Annotated in this window: 16 protein-coding genes and 1 riboswitch; of the genes, 6 read left to right on the top strand and 10 right to left on the bottom strand. The window is 42.1% G+C overall.

The window, feature by feature from the left end:
• The first annotated feature begins 72 nt into the window (after positions 1–72).
• Positions 73–1,326: an MFS transporter gene (locus tag BM192_RS14140; RefSeq protein WP_201771358.1), complete on the top strand. Its 1,254-nt coding sequence runs from the start codon at positions 73–75 to the stop codon at positions 1,324–1,326.
• Here BM192_RS14140 and wrbA read toward each other — a convergent pair.
• The gene (wrbA, locus tag BM192_RS14145) at positions 1,323–2,432 is read right to left on the bottom strand and encodes an NAD(P)H:quinone oxidoreductase (RefSeq protein WP_201771357.1); all 1,110 of its coding nucleotides are present in this window, start codon (positions 2,430–2,432) and stop codon (positions 1,323–1,325) included. The genes BM192_RS14140 and wrbA overlap by 4 nt on opposite strands.
• A 187-nt stretch (positions 2,433–2,619) precedes the next feature.
• On the opposite strand from wrbA, the gene BM192_RS14150 reads away from it, so the two are divergent.
• A complete protein-coding gene (locus BM192_RS14150; protein ID WP_037438685.1) occupies positions 2,620–3,402 on the top strand; it encodes an AraC family transcriptional regulator in 783 nt (260 codons plus the stop codon).
• 89 nt (positions 3,403–3,491) lie between these two features.
• Positions 3,492–4,259 carry a DUF2625 domain-containing protein gene (locus tag BM192_RS14155; protein WP_051759646.1) on the top strand — a complete coding sequence of 256 codons (768 nt, stop codon included), beginning with the start codon at positions 3,492–3,494 and terminating at the stop codon, positions 4,257–4,259.
• A 182-nt stretch (positions 4,260–4,441) separates the two neighbouring features.
• Here BM192_RS14155 and BM192_RS14160 read toward each other — a convergent pair whose 3' ends face one another.
• Positions 4,442–5,239, bottom strand: a complete 798-nt coding sequence (locus BM192_RS14160) for a DNA alkylation repair protein (RefSeq protein WP_037438683.1) — start codon at positions 5,237–5,239, stop codon at positions 4,442–4,444.
• Positions 5,240–5,337: 98 nt separating this feature from the next.
• On the opposite strand from BM192_RS14160, the gene BM192_RS14165 reads away from it, so the two are divergent.
• On the top strand, positions 5,338–5,679 hold the full coding sequence (locus tag BM192_RS14165; RefSeq protein ID WP_037438748.1) for a winged helix-turn-helix transcriptional regulator: 342 nt from the start codon (positions 5,338–5,340) through the stop codon (positions 5,677–5,679).
• On the opposite strand, the gene BM192_RS21210 is transcribed toward BM192_RS14165, so the two are convergent.
• On the bottom strand, positions 5,623–5,817 hold the full coding sequence (locus BM192_RS21210) for a CatA-like O-acetyltransferase (protein ID WP_081857467.1): 195 nt from the start codon (positions 5,815–5,817) through the stop codon (positions 5,623–5,625). The two genes, BM192_RS14165 and BM192_RS21210, sit on opposite strands and share 57 nt — an antisense overlap.
• A 111-nt stretch (positions 5,818–5,928) precedes the next feature.
• On the opposite strand from BM192_RS21210, the gene BM192_RS20765 reads away from it, so the two are divergent.
• A complete protein-coding gene (locus tag BM192_RS20765; RefSeq protein WP_139218449.1) occupies positions 5,929–6,084 on the top strand; it encodes a helix-turn-helix domain-containing protein in 156 nt (51 codons plus the stop codon).
• A 94-nt stretch (positions 6,085–6,178) separates the two neighbouring features.
• Positions 6,179–6,718, top strand: a complete 540-nt coding sequence (locus BM192_RS14175) for a hypothetical protein (RefSeq protein WP_037438681.1) — start codon at positions 6,179–6,181, stop codon at positions 6,716–6,718.
• A gap of 73 nt (positions 6,719–6,791) precedes the next feature.
• Here the strand turns inward: BM192_RS14175 and BM192_RS14180 are convergent, their stop codons facing one another.
• From BM192_RS14180 to BM192_RS14210, 7 genes are all read right to left on the bottom strand, one after another.
• Positions 6,792–7,655 carry a DUF4397 domain-containing protein gene (locus tag BM192_RS14180; RefSeq protein ID WP_037438679.1) on the bottom strand — a complete coding sequence of 288 codons (864 nt, stop codon included), beginning with the start codon at positions 7,653–7,655 and terminating at the stop codon, positions 6,792–6,794.
• A 54-nt stretch (positions 7,656–7,709) separates the two neighbouring features.
• Entirely contained in the window at positions 7,710–10,478 is a 2,769-nt protein-coding gene (locus BM192_RS14185) for a TonB-dependent receptor (RefSeq protein ID WP_037438677.1), read from the bottom strand.
• Between the two features lie 84 nt (positions 10,479–10,562).
• Positions 10,563–11,516: a cytochrome-c peroxidase gene (locus BM192_RS14190; RefSeq protein ID WP_037438675.1), complete on the bottom strand. Its 954-nt coding sequence runs from the start codon at positions 11,514–11,516 to the stop codon at positions 10,563–10,565.
• 99 nt (positions 11,517–11,615) lie between these two features.
• Complete coding sequence (locus tag BM192_RS14195) at positions 11,616–12,263, bottom strand: YceI family protein (RefSeq protein WP_037438672.1); 648 nt, start codon at positions 12,261–12,263, stop codon at positions 11,616–11,618.
• 31 nt (positions 12,264–12,294) lie between these two features.
• Positions 12,295–13,614, bottom strand: a complete 1,320-nt coding sequence (locus tag BM192_RS14200; protein ID WP_074589935.1) for a peroxiredoxin family protein — start codon at positions 13,612–13,614, stop codon at positions 12,295–12,297.
• Between the two features lie 54 nt (positions 13,615–13,668).
• Positions 13,669–14,970, bottom strand: a complete 1,302-nt coding sequence (locus BM192_RS14205) for a peroxiredoxin family protein (protein ID WP_201771354.1) — start codon at positions 14,968–14,970, stop codon at positions 13,669–13,671.
• A 140-nt stretch (positions 14,971–15,110) separates the two neighbouring features.
• Positions 15,111–15,207, bottom strand: a riboswitch (SAM riboswitch).
• A gap of 537 nt (positions 15,208–15,744) precedes the next feature.
• A complete protein-coding gene (locus BM192_RS14210; RefSeq protein ID WP_074964032.1) occupies positions 15,745–17,274 on the bottom strand; it encodes a RagB/SusD family nutrient uptake outer membrane protein in 1,530 nt (509 codons plus the stop codon).
• Between the last annotated feature and the right edge of the window lie 8 nt (positions 17,275–17,282).

Consider the following 17,282-nt stretch of genomic DNA (forward strand, 5'->3'; position numbering starts at 1 on the left):
CAATTTAGTAAATAGTTTAATCTGGTAATGGGATGAATTGATTAATTTTACTGCGATTTACTGAGCATCCTAATGATGAATACATCCAAAACTACCCCGCTGTCTTCTACCCCTAACATCTATATTATTGCCTGGTGTTTTGGCTTACTTTTCTATTTTCTGGACTACGTGATACGTTCTGCCCCCGCTGTAATGATCCCGGAACTCTCACAGGTTTTTGGTGTAGACACCGGTGGCCTGATCTCCATTATAGGAACTTATTATATTACTTATTCTACTGTCAGCCTTATCGCCGGAATAGCATTAGACAAATTCGGCGCTAAATATTCGTTGTTCACCGGCACGCTCATCCTGGGAGTCGGCTGTCTGCTTTTTGTAATTTCCAGCCAGTATGCAGGAATTACAGGACGTTTACTTCAGGGCGCCGGCTGTGCTTTCGCATTTCCGGGCTGTGTATATCTTGCATCAAAAGGATTCTCCCCGCGATCACTCGCCACCGCCATTGGCTTTACCCAGTGTGTTGGCATGCTGGGTGGATCTGCGGGACAGTTTGTAGTTGGCCCTTGGCTCACAGCCGGACTCAGTCAGCAAACCTTCTGGATCGGATCTGGAGTAGTAACCATTCTGGTAGCTTTTGGATTGCTGCTGACTATCCCAAAACCTACTGCACAGGAACAGCCGCCACAAAAGTCTAAACGTCTTGTCGGCTTACTCGACCCCTATAAAGTCGTCTTTTCTAACCCTCAATCCTGGTTATGCGGTCTGATTTCAGGATTGCTTTTTGCACCTACAACTATCTTTGCAATGACCTGGGGTGTTGCCTTCTTCCAGCAGGATAAAGCTTTCACTTTTCATCAGGCAGCCATTGCCAGCTCTATGATTCCATTGGGATGGGTGCTGGGTTGTCCGCTTCTGGGCTTCATAACCGACAGAATAGGCAAACGCAAACCGGTGCTAATTGGCGGTGCCTGTCTCATGATTTTAGCGATACTTCAGATTCTGTTTCTGCCAGACTTATGCAGTATATATGTATCAAACTTTATATTCGGTGTGGCATCGGGAGCTGCAATGATACCCTACTCGGTAATCAAAGAGTCTAATCCTGACGAAGTAAAAGGCAGCGCAACTGGTGCGATAAATTTTATCACTTTTGGAGTAACCACACTGATCAGTCCTGTTTTTGGAAAGCTTTTCGGAAAAACCCCTGTACTGGAAATGGAAAAATCATTGCATTTTCAGTACTCAGCATTTTTCTGGATAGCAGGCATTAGTATTGCCATCATTTTAAGTTTACTGTTAAAAGAAACAGGAAAAGGACAGGACTAATCCTTTAATTCGAATATTGCCTGTATTTCAACCGCTGAATTTAAAGGCAAAGAGGAGGCTCCTACAGTTCCTCTGGTATGCATACCGGATTCTCCCATAATTTCAACAAGGAGATTTGACGCTTCATTCATTAACACTGCATGATTAGCATATCCGGCGGCTGTATTAAAAAAGCCGGTTAACTGAACTGCCTGTCTGACGCGGTTAAGGTCTCCACCTGTTGCCTGCTTTAAGACGCTGAGCACGTTCAGCATGGTTTGCCGGGTCGCTTCTTTGGCCTGCTCCTGCGAAATGTCGGTTCCGATAATACCGGGGTGGGCTATTTTTCCATTGATCAAGGCTACCTGATTAATAAATACCTGATTTCCGCTGATCCGGTAGGGTTTATAATTTCCCACAGGTGCTGGTGCCTCCGGCAGTTCAATATTTAATGCTTTCAACTTTGCTTCTATTTGATTTTCCTGCAAAGCCGGAACAATTTCAGCAGTTGCTTCTGAAGTTAGCCGGTGTCCTTTCGCAGCTTTTGCTAAGGCATAACCCTGCAATTTGGCAATTTGCAACTCTCCTTCTGAAGGTCTGGGACTCATTTTATTTCCGGTAAGGGAAGAGGCTCCGAAAACAGTATTCCCCTGAGGTACAGACTGGTCAATTTCCGAAGCGCCGTTAATTCCTACCGGTACGATCAGCATTCCATGTACTGCCAGGGTATTCCAGAAAGAGAGAATTGCACCTTCCCTGCCTGCTCCGCTACCTGCCGACATAAATACTGTTGCAGGGACACCTTCTAGTTTTCGCTGCGTCCAGATCGTAACTGACTGATCCAGAAAATAGCGCATATCTGCAGTCATATTACCAAAGTGTACAGCAGAACCAAAAGCGATGCCATCGTACAGCGGCAATTCATTAATTGTCGCATAGGGCACAGCAGCAAATGACTTTGTCTGCTCATCTTTCAAGGCCATAATTCTTGGCACTTGTTTGAGAACAGCTTTTGCTCCGGGATAGGAATTTATACCCCTTGCTATGGCCTGTGCCATCCGGTAAGTGCTTCCATTTTCTGAATTGAACAGTACCAGAATCTCGATTTGTGTGTTATTTGGTTTCATATAGTTGGCTGCTTGAGTGAAATTACCAGTTAAAACTAAGCTTAGACAGCCTAGTACAGTAAAAACGAACTTTATAAAATGACTTGATCTCATAGTATTGGATTAAAAAATTTAACAGGACAAAGCTCGCACTAATGATTTGTCAATTAATATCTATATTTGCCAATAGCATGTTATAATACGACATATGGAGCGCGCGAGATTCTGCCACCTGACAGTAGATAGTATAGAAAAAGAAGCTTATGTGTGGCATGAGGCCGACTGGCAGTTTTCCGACGAGTGGCATGCTCATGAAATGGGCCAGCTGATTTATGTTGAAAAGGGCGTTCAATACCTCCACACAGCCGACAGGATCTATTTATTACCGACTCATCATTGTGCCTGGGTTCCGCCGGGTTTATTACACCGTACTTCCGCACCGGTAAACCCCGTATATCTGCGGTGCATCTTTTTTAGCAAATCCGGAACTGATCCTTTTTTTCAGGATCTGAAAATCTTTCACACCTCCCCAGTACTCCGGGAAATGATCTTATTTACACAGCAATGGTCCAGGTTACAGGATTTTGACCCACTGGAGGCTGATTTTCTAAAAGCACTGTCCGGAATTTTACCATTTACTTTTCAGTCTTCCCTCCCATTGGTGTTACCTGTCCCGCAAAATCCGAGGATCAGGACCATGATCGATTATCTGACGGAACATTATTTCCAGGAACTAAAGATTCCGGAAGTGGCCGCCCGTTTTAACTTGTCGGCACGAACCATGGAAAGGTTATTCAAGCAGGATCTGGGAATCACGGTTGCCGGTTATATCAAGCTGTTTAAGATTATAAAAGCTGCCGAATTGCTGTCTAATCCAGGTGAAAACGTCAAAAGCGTCGCTATTCAGGTGGGTTATGATAGTGTCTCAACTTTTAGCAATACCTTTTTCAAAGTACTGGGAATCAGACCCCAGGAACTGATTCCGACCTAACATATCCGCTAATCAAAACGAAAACACATTTTCTATAGAATATCATTATATATTTGGGCTTTATAAATTAGTCATCCTATTCCGACCCGATGAAAAGCATTATCCAATCTCTCTCTATATTATTTATAATCTTGTTTACCTTCCCTTCATTCGCTCAGCAGAAACTGCAGAGTATCGAAGAACTAACTAGTTCCGCTGATCCTGCCTGGCCTCTTGTTCAGGAATGGCTGGCAACAGCGAAGAATAAAGTGGAAATTCTGGAAGTTACCCCCGGCCTGGCTAAAACGGCTCTATTTAATGCGCAGGTTTCTACATACTCAACATTAGGTGCAGTTATTTACAATACCGGTGGGATCATGATCGATCAGGGCTGGCTGAGGATTCTCGGCTCCGGGAGTATCAGGCTGAACCGCTCAGTTGCGGAATGGAATAAAGGAAAAACGATTAAGGCCTATGGCGACAACCCGAGTTACCTTTTAGTTGCCGATGATGCAGTAGGTGGTTTCTTCGCCATTAATTATGGTGCTTTTGGTGATGATCTTAAAAACATCTATTACCTCGCTCCAAACAGCCTGAAATGGGAGCCTCTGCATTTAGGATACAGTGAATTTATCCTGTTCTGTTTTGAAGGCGATCTTTCTAAATTCTATAAAGGTCTGAGATGGTCGAGCTGGGATCAGTTTATCGCAAATCTGGATGGCAGTAAATCCTATAGCTTCCGTCCTTACCTGTGGTCTGAGGAAGGTACAGACATTGAAAAATCTACCCGTAAACTGGTGACTACAGAGGAGCTGTATAAGTTTAATATCGTCAAACAAAAGGAACTCAATCCGCAGAGTATTATCGAAATGCCGTAATTAAAGATTATCCCTTAAGAATTTGGATCAGGTCTTCGTTGATACAATAGACGAAGGTGGCAAAAGTGGAACGTCATTGAAGGGTTTTGTTCTATCGTAAGCCATATGTTCATTTAATTGAAATAAATGAACATACCGTTTTTATGTCCACCGGAGAACATCGAGCCATTTACCTACTCAGATTACAGATTTCTTCTTGCTCTTTTTAAAATTTTAGAAGTTTCAATTGACTGATTTTCTTTTGCCCATCTGTTACAGAGTTGAAACACCCAATCCAGATTAGTTTTGCCAGCGTCATTTAACCAGTTCCCTACTGATAATCTTACATATTCGGAAGGGTCAGCTTTAACACTTTCTAATACAGGCAGAGCGATTTCAGGATTAGTTTTTACAAGCTCAATATGCTTGCACCAGACTCCTCTAGGACGCAGGATTTCTACAGCGAAACGCCGGATGTTTTCATTATCAGAGATAGCCCATTCCTTGAGCAGGTTCACAGCTGCCAGGAGTGCATTATTCACGTCATCCCGCAAAGCCATCCATGCAATTTCCCGAACACCAAAATGTTTATCAGCTGCCAAAACGTATATATCCGATAACTTTTCTCCCAAACTTTTTAAGGGATTAAAACCAACAATATAGGCCGCCCAGCAACGGACACTATCAGATGGATGCCCCACCAGATAATTGAACAATTCAGGATTGGGGTTTGAGGACATTTCTTTCGATAGCGTTCTTCCGATTTCTATGATCAGCTGGCGAACACTGGGTGAATTTAGCTGCGCCGTGTTATGCCGGCAAACCCGGAGCTGTTCCGGATAACCAGATAGCACGTGTTCCAGTAATTCAAAGTGATTAACAGCGAGCCATTCCGTCAAATTAACCGATTCAATTGTTCCGTTATTGAGCAACTGAAGTATCTCTACGGGAACGTCTTTGGACCGAATTACACCTTTTCTTGTGGTTTGAATTGTTTTCATTGATAAGGGTAAATTAAGTAATGCTAAATTCGGACGCTTACTTGAAACAATCAATACTGGACAAATTTGTCCTAACCCTTCTTATAAAATATGCATACATGAAAAGTAAAATACGTGTTTCTGAGAACAAAATATGTCCGCTGGAGCATGCAGTAAATACAATAAGCGGCAAATGGAAAATACCCATCGTCTGGCACCTGCACCACGGAATAAAAAAACCGACAGACTTTTATAGTAAAATAGCTGGTATCAACAGAAGGGTTTTAACACGTCAGTTAAAGGAAATGGAAGAAAGCGGCATTATTAATAAAACAATTACCCGTCTTAAACCGCTGGAAGTAGAATACCAGCTGACATCAGTTGGAGATCAGCTGGTACAATCACTATGGAGTCTGAACAATTGGGGTGAGGTTTTGCTGCAGGAGAAAATCGTCCGCTAAACCGACCTGATTCATGAGTTTCTGAAATCCGGCTACAAACTGTCCGACGTGATAACCGTCAACCAGTGCATGATTTACGTGAATGGATACCGGCATCGTCTTAACACCATTTTCATCTGTATACTTACCAAAAGAGATCTTCGGGCTGCTGTCCGAAACCGAGAAACTCCGGGCATGAGAAAGGGAGCTGAATTAAACCGCTTCCCTGACGGACCTGTTCCATAATCTGTATGGCATCGGCGATAAACAGTGCCTGATCCTGAATTCGGACTAAAGAAAATACTTGAATTACAGGCCAGACAAGGTCTTACGCTATCAAAAGATGACCTGGCAGCCTACATGGGCGTAACGATCCGCAGCCTGAACCGGGCGCTTAAAAATATAAATACAGAATGTCCTGAATAAAAAAATCCCCTGATTTTTACGCAATTCGAAAAATATTTCAGTTGATGTAGCGCAAACGATTTTGGCGTCGTTTATCTTTTAAAACCAACCAAATATGAAAAGAAACCACTACTTACTAATCTTGTTTATTACAGCTGCCTTATTTACCTCCTGTAAGAAAAATGATTTCGAATATGAAAACGACTACGATAAAAGTTTCAGAGCCTGGACAGACTTCAAAGCTACCTCTGAAAATAGCTATTACTATACCGTAAGCACCGTTTCCTGGACGGGGTACCGTACAGAAACAAAGATAACTGTGGTTAATGGCGAAGTAACAGGACGTTCTTATACTGCCAAGACCTATTCAGGTGGTGCTGCGTCACACGAGGTAACCATACATAAGCAATGGACAGAAGATAAAAGCACTTTAAATACACATACAGAGGCCGCTGAAAGTCTTACACTCGATGTGATCTATGACCGGGCAAAAGTGCTGTTACAAGGCAGAAAAAAAGATGGATCTACTACATTCGAAGCGAAAAACAATGGTATGATTTCTGTCTTTGGTTTTTCAGCAGACAACTGTCAGGACGATTGTTTCAACGGAACCAGCATCGCTGTTATTGAAAGGCTTACTCCCGCAAAAACTTAAACGATATTTCAAGATAAAAACATGAATAAAGCGGGTGTATCATTTTAAAAAAGATGATACACCCGCTTTTTAATTAATTATGCAAGATAATAGTTGCACTAAGTTCCGGAGAGCCGCTGCGTAGTCCGTTGATAAAGATGGTATATATCTTACCATCTTCCAGGGTAATGCCGGACAAAGCATTCTTACTGACCGGAATAACAGTTTGATCGGTTCCATTTTTAATCTGGAAATTCAGGTTTGTACCTGCGTCTACTTCTTTAAAGGGCCCCAATGTTTTCCATGTTAATCCCTCCACTATTGCCGGAGCTTTACCAGCCGTATATGGTATAACCACCTGATCCCCGAAATTACCATACCCTACTCCGGAAAATATTGTCGTACCGGCAGCATAACTAAAGTCAATCTTTGGTGCGTCGGGTGAGAAATTAGCAAACCTTATTTTTACTTTACCCGCTGCAGGCCTTTCAAGATCATCATAAACCAAAATCAGACTGTCTGTATTATTTGGATTCAGTGTGCTCGTTAAACGCTTTTTTACTGCGAACAGGCTATGCGCAAAATCTGCAATGGGTCCGTTCGGTCCGGCAAAAGAAGCAGTATTGGTTTCCTGTATGAAATTAGCGCTCCCACCAAAAACATAGGAAGCTTTATAGGATGCACTGGAACCCTCTGTCAGGTTATACTGCACCTTCCCGAACTGGGTATCAAGATAACCGGATGCTGTATTTCTCTGCAACAGACCTGGTGTGACTTTCCTGGTAAAATCCCAAAAGTTTACAGCAACATAGGAAAGGCGCGCATTAACGAATTTGACTTTAGCACTTAAAGGCGTTCTGTCACCCGCATCTATATCCAGATAATCTGCCTTATTGCAGGATGTCAAAGCCAGCACTGGAAAGGCCAGGATCCATTTGTATTTTTTTAAAAATCTCATCGGTATATTTATTTTTTAAGGTTGATGAAGCTCAATGTTATCGCATTACAGCTATTATTTAAAACTGGCGGCTAACCTGATAAATGGTTGGACACCGGCATTGGATCCAGACTGAACTGAACCGGGTGAAGGGTTTCTGGTAATATTGCTTCCTGGTGCAGGTATGGTATAGTCTCCTAACTCATTGAATAGATTATTTACGCCAATGGTTGCCTGCAAAACAGGCGTAATTCTATATCCGGCAGATATGTCTGTAACCCAAATAGGCCTGTATACCTGATAATAATAATCGGGTCTGGGAAAATTGGCATTCAGCTGGCTAACCGATTTTACAGATCCGAAATAAACTGCTCTTGCCAGCAGACTTAGCTTTTTGAAATTATATGTCCCCTGCAAAGTGATCTTTGTAGCCGGAATAGCTGAAGTAACCCGCACTTCTTCACTCTCGTCAAAAATGATGTAGCGGTAAGCTTCCAGCCCTTTTGGTGTATTTACTTTGGTCAATTTTGTTTTCTGGAAATTACCTCCTGCTAAAAAGGCTGCATTTGCGCCATTCGGTAACAGGAATTTATAACTGCCTGTAAATTCGACACCCTTCGTACTAGTGCTGAATGAATTATAGAAAAATTTGGCCTGCACTGTACCTGTTTGTACGAAAAGTGCTCTTACGTCTTCCGGTAAATTAGTATCTGTGGCCGAAAAACGACCGGTATTGCCGACCCTGTCTTCAATATCTATCTTGTATGCATCCAGTGTTAATTCTATATTCTGCAATGGCTGGGAAGTAATTCCAGCAGAATAACCTTTAGATTTTTCGGGCTGTAAGGATGGAATTCCCAAAGCTTTGGTCGCCGGATTAACATTATTTGCTGTGACCTGATCGATGGCTACACCGTTCTGGAAGGTAGTAGAAGTTTCCGTATAATAGTATTGCGCCAGATCTGGTGCCCTGAATCCGGTGTTAAAGGCTCCTCTTACAGCCAGCCATTTGGCAAAACTGTATCTTGTCGCGGCTTTATAGGTACTTACGCTGCCAAAATCTGCATAGTTTTCTATTCTGAAAGCACCGGAAACCAGCCAATTCTTCGTGACGTTTAACTCAAGATCTGCATAGGCTGCTGAGATAGAGCGTTTGACATCTACTTCATTGGAAGGCCGAAAACCTGCATGTATCTGCGATCCGGGAGAAAGCCCGTTTAAAGGAGTGCTACCCGCAGCAGCAAAGTAAGGAATTCCTCCTGTAGTATATTCCACCTTATAAATTGGACTCAGATCGGCCTTGGAGTAAGAGCTTTCTTCTCCGGCTTTAATCTGATAAGTCTCTACCCGGTACTGACCACCGAAAGCTACATTTAATCCGCTCAATATTTTGTCAAACTTCCTTGAAAAATCTATGCTACCGCTATTCTGGGACGCGTTGTAACTACCTGCATTAAAGGTCCTCGGCGTTTTTTGCCCTAAACTTGCATTTAGTGAATTACTGATCAGGTTATCGAAGGCATTTCTTCCATATACATTCGAAATATCAACGTTCCATTCCCTGATCTTTCCCTTCACACCTACAGCGAAAGAAAGGTCAGTGATGATATTATCCATTGCCGGCAGGAAACCGTCGGGATAAACAAATGTGTTATTGCGCTCAGTCCAGCCTGGTAATCTGTAAACAGCAGTAAACTGAGAATTTCGGTGGCTAATCCCGCCAAAAGAGTACAGCTCAAAGTTATCATCGAGCGGTACGGCTGCATTAAAGGATAACAAACCGTCTTTCGATTTATTGGTAGATCCCCGGGTATCAAAATGATTTCGGTCTATCCCCCTGCCTGAAATGATCGCGTCATCTATTTCCCGGGTGTATATTTGATCAAATCCACGGGTATTGGCCCCGCCGCCATAAGCCGGCCCGATATAAAGCCCGTCTCCGTCTTTACCTGAAGGTAAAGAGACAGCCTGTGTTGCATATTCACCCGTAAGGTTCAGAAAGCCACGGGAACCTAATTTCGTACCTAAATTGGCACTGGTACGTGTCGTTAGCCCGTCCCCCCTTCTTCTTATGCTACCCAAAGTACTTACTGTAAGCTCATTAACATTACTTTTCAATACGATATTGATAACTCCGGCAATGGCGTCTGACCCATATTGTGCAGCAGCACCATCCCGGAGAATTTCAATGCGGTCTATCGACCCTACAGGAATAGCATTTAAGTCATATCCTGTTGCTCCATTTCCTAAACCTCCCCAACTAATATTTGAGCTTTTGTGGCGTCTTTTTCCATTGACCAGCACCAAAACCTGATCGACTCCAAGACCTTTAAGCTGTACTGTGGAAGTTGCCGAGGCCGCATCACCTCCACCAGAAACAGAGGAGTGAAATGAGGGCGACACATATTGCAGCAACTGGGTGACGCTCGCTTGCGGTGAGTATTGCTGCAAGGTTTTAAGGTCAATCACATCTACCGGAACGGGAGAATTGAGTTTAGTACGGTTGGCACTACGTGAGCCCACAATCTGAAGTTCATTAAGGTTATTGTCCGCGGCCTCCAGAGCAATACTGAGTTTTGTAGCTGTACCAATTTCTACTTCCGCCGACTTATAACCGATATAAGAAACCAGGAGATACCGGCCGTTTCTGACAACTATACTAAATGTGCCGTCCTGTTTGGTAACAGCGGCCCCATCCAGTCCTTTCACTTTTACTGAAACGCCGGGCAACGGCAGTTTATCGTCCGCAGAGACAACCACTCCAGTAAGTGTTCTTTGCTGAGCAAAAATATGGGTGGATATTAATGTGCCCAAAATTAGTATCAAGAGTAGTTTTCTTTTCATTTATTCGTATTTAAAATAGACATACCTGTGGCTAATCCGCCTAAAAACACAGCAAATCAGATTGGTAATAGAAAAAAATAAGGGTTATTTTTTATTAAACCTGTCGTCTGTCAAAGTGACCAAAAAGGCTTCCAGATCGTTGATTTCAACGTCTGTCAGTCCAAGAGGCCTGCTCAGCGAAAGGTCCCGGTTCTTCCCGTTTTTAATAAACTCGTCAGGGTTATTATAGTATTTAATGACGTCTTTTAGTGTTTTAAACATCCCATTATGCATATAAGGGGCCGTTAAAGCCACGTTCCTTAACCCAGGGATTTTAAAGTGCCCTTCGTGCTCAGGGTTTTTGGTCACCTCAAATCTACCGGCATCTTTTAAATCGGCGCCATTAAATAAACCTATACCTTTAAAACGGTCTGCGGTAAAATCTTCTCCTGAATGGCAATTATTACAATTTGCTTTTCCAATGAACAACAGCCGGCCCCGTTTTGCCGATTCGGAAATAGCATTATCATCCCCGTCGATATAACGATCATAAGGGCTGTTTGAGGTTTCCAGCGTACGTTCATAGGCTGCAATTGCTGCTAACAGGTTCTTCTGATTTGGTGCAGCATTAAATATATCCTGAAATAGCTTCGCATAGGTCTGGTCTTTCTGCAACCTCTCCAGCGCTTCAGCAATTGGAAGATTCATCTCGACCGGATTAATGATGGGCTGCAAAGCCTGCTCTTCCAATGAAGACACCCGCCCATCCCAGAACAGGTTCGGCCGACCAGACAGATTGGTAACTGAAGGAGAATTCCGCGAGCCTATTGTTCCTCCAACTCCCACGCTGAAGGTCGCTGTATCAGCAAAAGCAAATTCAGGTTTATGGCAGGACGCACAGCTGATAGATTTATCTTTAGAAAGGATCGGATCAAAAAACAGTTTTTCTCCAAGGCGTTCTTTACTGTTAATCACATCTGGATCATCGGCACCAAAGCCTGCAATGATAAACACCAGTGTGGTGAGCACTACGGAAATAAGTATTTTAGGTCTTCTCATTTTATTTTTTTAGCTGTCAAATCAAAAAATACAAATCGTTAAGGCTGCTGTAGGAACCGGACAGGAAAACCCTGCCCGGTATCTGAATGATCACCAATTTTATTTATTGGCCACAAGCTGTATGTCGAGTTCAAAATCGTCATAGATGGTCTTATCTCCCAGATTTTCAAAAAAACTTTTAGACCTGAATTTGATATCATATTTGGTCCTGTCTACTTTGATCTTTGCTTTAGCAACCAGTTTATTATTATCTAGGGTTACATTTGCCGGAAAGGTCACCTCATTAGTAATGCCTTTAATGGTTAGATTCCCTTTGATCTGATATAGTCCTGAACCTTTACTTTGTGCAGAAGTGATTACAAATTTCGCCGTACCAAACTTTTCTACCGCAAAGAAGTCATCACTTTTAAGATGTCCCAGGAGTTTTGCATTGCCCTCCTTGTCTTCGATATCGGTAACTGTGATTGTCTTGGTGTCTAGTTCAAAACTTCCTCCTTTAAGTACGTTGTTATCTACTTCCAGTGATCCTGAACGTACCTGAATAGTGCCGGCGTGTTCACCAGTAACTTTCTTTGCAAGCCACGTCAGCTTACTCTGGCCAGGATCCACTTTAAAGGATATAGCTTTTTTACTTAGTTCCAGCTTGGTAACTGAACCCGCATAAGCATACCTGGGCGCAATTGTAAAAGAAGAAAGCACAAAGACAGTTGTTACTGCAACTGCAGTCAGGGTGGTAATTTGTTTCATATCTGAGATTTTTAGTTTTAATATTCTGTTATTATCTGCTGGCAGTCTGCGTAGCAAAATAAGTTGCCGGTGGTACAGGCTCAGCAAGTAGCTCATCAAGTACTTTGTTGAATTTCTTCTCGTATTCTGAATAGTACTGTCCGGTAACGGTTCCGGTATAGCCGGTATAAATTTCTCTCACTTCACCTTTACGGTCGATGATAATGGTTGTAGGATAGGCGACGAATTTATTCAGTGCTGGTAATTTGTCGGCAACAAGGCGTTTGTCTGCTAACCCGCCAAATAAAATATCATATTTGATTTCGTATTTATCACGTAGTTTACCCAGGGTATATTTACCATACTCCAAATCATCTTTCTGTTCAAATCCAATGGCAATCGCTTCAACACCTCGTTCTTTATTTTTATTGAACCAGGGAGATAAGAAAACTGTCTGGTCGGTACAATTCGGACACCATGTACCCACGAGTTCTACGATCACTACCTTTCCTTGGTATTTGGCATCAGTCAAGGAAACCGGCTTACCAGTCAAATCCGGAAATGTAAATGCAAGCTTTTTTAACCCCGGTTTTAGGGAAGTTAATGTATAAGGATCCGGTAATTCGGCTTTGCTATCTTTTACACCTGTAAATTTCAGGTTGTCATAAATCCCCTGACTTATTTCACCGGATAAGGTTCCATCTTCATTGATCGTACCTCTGTAGATTCTGGGACTGGGCCCGCTAAATCCAGATAATACGAACTGGTTACCTTGTACTGTTCCTTCCAGTTCCCTGCTGTCCCCTGTTACCTGCATAACCACACCGGTCAGTTTGTTACCGACCTGTTTAAGAACGGCAACTTTATTTGGTACAGCTTCTTTTGAGAAGCCTTTAAACTCCCACTTACCTGTCAGATCGGCTGCTGGCGCAACGTCTTTACCTGGCTCCACGAATCGGTAGTCCTTCCCTTGCTCTGCAGTGAAAGGAAGTGCATTACCACGAAGGCCCGGAACCAGACTTCTATATTCGCCGCTTATTTTTCCGTCACTCTCTATTTTAGCTACCAGGGCAGCGTCGTAGGTATTCATCTTAATAAAAAGCGAGTCTTTACCTAGATACTGGATATGGAAATCGTCCCGTCTGCTCCCGTTTAGTAAGGTAAAAGTTGCCGTTTCGACATCTTTACCCTTAAGTTCAAAATTAAAAGGCACTTCACTTTCACTTACTTTGAAAACGCCGCGCCAGATGCCTTCTTTAATAAATTTCCTGGCTGTTTTAGGGTCTTCTACAGTCTTTGTGAATGCCAGAGAAGAGGAAGAAATAAGCGTAGCAAGGGCTAGCACCTGTATTTTATACACATGATATTTCATAATAAAAAATTTTTGGTTTATATTAAACTGAGGTTATTTGGATAGCCAGGGACTCTATTTTCCTTTATTATAGGCTACGGTTAGGGATTCGGGTACAGGCTCAGCAATGAGTTCATCCAGAACTTTATTAAATTTTCGCTCATATTCCTCGAAGTACTTTCCGGTAACCGTCCCGGTATAACCGGTATATATTTCTCTGACATTACCCTTTCTATCAATAATAATTGTAGTAGGGAATGCCACAAATTTATTCAGCGCAGGCAACTTTTCAGCAACAACTTTCTTATCGGCAATTCCACCGAAAAGTATGTCATAAGTAATTCCATACTTATTTTTCAATGTACCTAAGGTATATTTTGCATACTCCAGATCATCTTTTTGCTCAAAGCCAATAGCGATTGCTTCTACTCCACGACTTTGATTTTTCTTAAACCAAGGTGCAAGAAATACCGTCTGATCTGTACAGTTAGGGCACCATGTGCCTATTGTCTCAATAATAACTACTTTACCTTTGTATTTTTCGTCACTTAAAGAAACCTGTTTACCATTTAGATCGGGGAAGGTAAATTCAAGTTTATTATATCCTTCTTTAAGGAAGGTTAATTTATAAGGATCCGGCAGCGCTGCTTTTTCATTACGCTGCGCATCGAACTTCACATTTTTATAGATGCCAAAACCCTGTTCACCAGAGATACTATTGTCATCATTAATTTTCCCTTTTACAATAAACGGACTCGGCCCGGTAAAGCCTGATAATTCAAATTCATCACCCTGAACTGTACCTTCGAGTTCTCTGGTATCACCAACCACAGTCATAATTACACCGGTTAACTTATTTCCGGTCTGTTTAAGCAAGGCAATTGATGCAGGAACTGCGTCTTTAGTATAGGTTTTGATTTCCCACTTACCTGAAATGTCATGTTTCGGTGCAACATCTTTCCCGGGTTCTACAAAACGGTAGGCTTTACCATATTCTGCCACAAAGGGTAAAGAATTACCCCGGAATCCAGGAACCAGGCTGCGATATTCGCCCGTCAGCGTACCATTATCTTCGAGTTTTGCCACCAGCGCAGCGTCATAAGTGTTCATCTTTACATAAATTGAATCCGCTCCGAGGCGTTCAACATGAAAATCGTCACGTCTGGCTCCGTTAATCAGCGTTAAGATGGCCGTCTTAGGATCCTTACCTTTAAACTCAAAATTAAACGGGACTTTTGATTCACTTACATTAAATACGCCACGCCATATGCCCTCTCTGGGAAGTGGCTTTGAACCGTTCGCAGATACCGTTCCCCCCAGTAGTACTACTGAGGTCATCAGGCATGCAATTTTAGCTGAAATTGTAGTTTTCATCATCGTTATTAATTTAAATACTATAGTTTCATAGTGTTTAATAACATTGTACTGACCTTCATGTCCACGCAAATACCCTCTGCAGATGCAGGTATTCAACTGGATTTCCTTAACATGAAACGGTGAGTAACTTGTTATTGGTTAATTTATAATCTATTTCTAGATCAGTTTGAGCACTTTTTCCTATGGAAAGTTGCTAGAAGTTCAACGAGACTGCCTCTCCCTTCTTCTGTATAAATCAACTAATTAATGGTGGTGATTAATTAGGTACTTCCTGATACCCCGGTAGCTTATTAAAAGAATAAATGACCACCATAATATTCTATCAAAATGCCCCGGGGTACCAGGATTTTAAATGAGAATATTAAAGAATTACCTTTAAATGGAGGCCAAAATCTTAATTTATTAGAAACAACAGCGCAGACGATCTTCTGAACACAAATTCAGCATATTTTCTTTGAGCGGTCTACTGGATATCATAATGAGAGTTTTATGTTTTTGTTAATTATTTTTTATAAATATAGGGAGTATAGATCACTTACACAATTAAATCTACCAAAATAGTAGTATTAATTATTAAAACACTGATATATAGGTTATTAATATTTTAAACATGTTACAAATCTGTCTTAAATTATGTTGCACGATCCTTTTCAGGCCCAGAATCAGCCTGCTCACCTTAATGTCTTAACGCTTAATTAGCGATGTTGTCCGGACAAATGGCATCTGCTATATCTGATCTTTAAATATAGCAGATGACTTTGCATTTAAGCTACCTTATTCTGCGGGTTTCCAACCCACATTCGCTGCAGTCGCTGTCTCCCCGTATTTTCCTTTTTCATTAAAATAATCTTTACCTCCAAAAGTATAAACCGGTTGTTTCACAAGATCCAGCTGTAACTGAGGAATTGGATATTCAGTGGGGGTTCCGCCTACCAGCAGGTTATTACGCCGCATAAAAGTGAAAGGGATAAATGCCCCCCCTGCCCCATCGATTTCTATCGCATATTCGTAATGCAGAGCCTTTCTCAAACTGTCTTCATCTGGAGCAACATTAGGCAGACCTCCGGCAGATTTTCTGGATGCCGTAGCTTCATTCAACAGGTTCGCTGCTCCCGAATAATCCTTTAACCAGAATTTAGCTTCAGATTTCAACAGTCTGAGCTCTTCAGTAAGGAAGTATGGATTTACTGCACCCGGGGTATTTAAGGTATTCGCTACATTAAACCATCTTACACGGGTGTAATTGGTAAACAAGCCACGTCCCCGGGACTCAATCAGAATTCCGAAACTGGTCGAATATCCAAAATATTTATAGAACCGCTGATCATCACTCTCAATAGCGGGCAAAATACCAGTCTGCGGATAAAACTTAGGTGTTTTTCCTGTCTTATCAGCAAGATAAGCAACTTTCAGATCCGGTGGAAGCCAGCCTGAGCCATCAGAATTACGCTGTAGCAAGTTAGTGAGCAGCTGATTATAATAACCGCCCGTAACAGTGCTTATCATATAATCCTGAGTGATTCCTTTTTCCGCATATTGCAAAACTTTCGTCCAGTGTGCGCTTCCGAGTTTTTCAGATTCTTCTATATCCCTGGACTCCGAGGACAGAATACGTGCCGCCATGGAATTGGCCAGCCTGATAAAGTTTGCTTTGTTTAATGTCTGACCTCTTAAAAAATCAAATTTAAAGCTCTGATTAGCTTCAGCCAATGTAATTGATTTATCTATAAGTCTGATACTGTTAGCAATAAGTGCTTTATAGGAGTCTGGAAAATCTTTAGTTGTCAGATTTGCATCATCGACAATAATACCTCTGTCGAAAATCACACCGAGATATCCCTGAGCCACGCCTTTTGCATAATAAGCCGCAGCAAGGCAATCATCAGTACGGTCTACGCCTTGAGTATCAAAAATGCGCTTGCCTTGTTTTTCTATGATATCAACAGCCAGTGTTGCATCCAGGTTAGCCTGGTATAAGTTGTTATAAAAGGTATTCCAAGTAACTGCGCCCCGGTAAGAAGTGTTATTATTTAAACGCAGACGGGGCTCATTAGCGAAGTCCCACCAGGACGAGTTACCATTGGTATTTGTAGTCTGATCTGCCAGCAAGCTGAAATGCGTTCCGGCGGAACTTGTCGAAGTTGAAAAAACAGTCTGAACACTGCTAGTGGTAAGTTTAAGACCAAGATCTCGGATCTGATCAATGGCTTCCTGATTAGTAAGCGTTGTTGGATTATCGAAGTCCGTTTTCTTACATGCTGTGAACAACAAAGGCAGTAGTAATATATAGTATGGTATTTTCATGAGTTCAA

The sequence above is a fragment of the Pedobacter antarcticus genome, from assembly GCF_900112985.1.
Classification (GTDB): Bacteria; Bacteroidota; Bacteroidia; order Sphingobacteriales; family Sphingobacteriaceae; genus Pedobacter; species Pedobacter antarcticus.

Bases quoted from the DNA above. Each gene is read 5' to 3' on its own strand.
- BM192_RS14140 (WP_201771358.1), top strand. From the start codon at position 73: ATGATGAATACATCCAAAACTACCCCGCTGTCTTCTACCCCTAACATC.
- BM192_RS14180 (WP_037438679.1), bottom strand. From the start codon at position 7,655: ATGAGATTTTTAAAAAAATACAAATGGATCCTGGCCTTTCCAGTGCTG.
- BM192_RS14195 (WP_037438672.1), bottom strand. From the start codon at position 12,263: ATGAAACAAATTACCACCCTGACTGCAGTTGCAGTAACAACTGTCTTT.
- BM192_RS14205 (WP_201771354.1), bottom strand. From the start codon at position 14,970: ATGATGAAAACTACAATTTCAGCTAAAATTGCATGCCTGATGACCTCA.
- BM192_RS14175 (WP_037438681.1), top strand. From the start codon at position 6,179: ATGAAAAGAAACCACTACTTACTAATCTTGTTTATTACAGCTGCCTTA.
- BM192_RS14210 (WP_074964032.1), bottom strand. From the start codon at position 17,274: ATGAAAATACCATACTATATATTACTACTGCCTTTGTTGTTCACAGCA.
- BM192_RS14190 (WP_037438675.1), bottom strand. From the start codon at position 11,516: ATGAGAAGACCTAAAATACTTATTTCCGTAGTGCTCACCACACTGGTG.
- BM192_RS14200 (WP_074589935.1), bottom strand. From the start codon at position 13,614: ATGAAATATCATGTGTATAAAATACAGGTGCTAGCCCTTGCTACGCTT.
- BM192_RS14155 (WP_051759646.1), top strand. From the start codon at position 3,492: ATGAAAAGCATTATCCAATCTCTCTCTATATTATTTATAATCTTGTTT.
- BM192_RS14165 (WP_037438748.1), top strand. From the start codon at position 5,338: ATGAAAAGTAAAATACGTGTTTCTGAGAACAAAATATGTCCGCTGGAG.
- BM192_RS14150 (WP_037438685.1), top strand. From the start codon at position 2,620: ATGGAGCGCGCGAGATTCTGCCACCTGACAGTAGATAGTATAGAAAAA.
- BM192_RS14185 (WP_037438677.1), bottom strand. From the start codon at position 10,478: ATGAAAAGAAAACTACTCTTGATACTAATTTTGGGCACATTAATATCC.
- BM192_RS14160 (WP_037438683.1), bottom strand. From the start codon at position 5,239: ATGAAAACAATTCAAACCACAAGAAAAGGTGTAATTCGGTCCAAAGAC.
- wrbA (WP_201771357.1), bottom strand. From the start codon at position 2,432: ATGAAACCAAATAACACACAAATCGAGATTCTGGTACTGTTCAATTCA.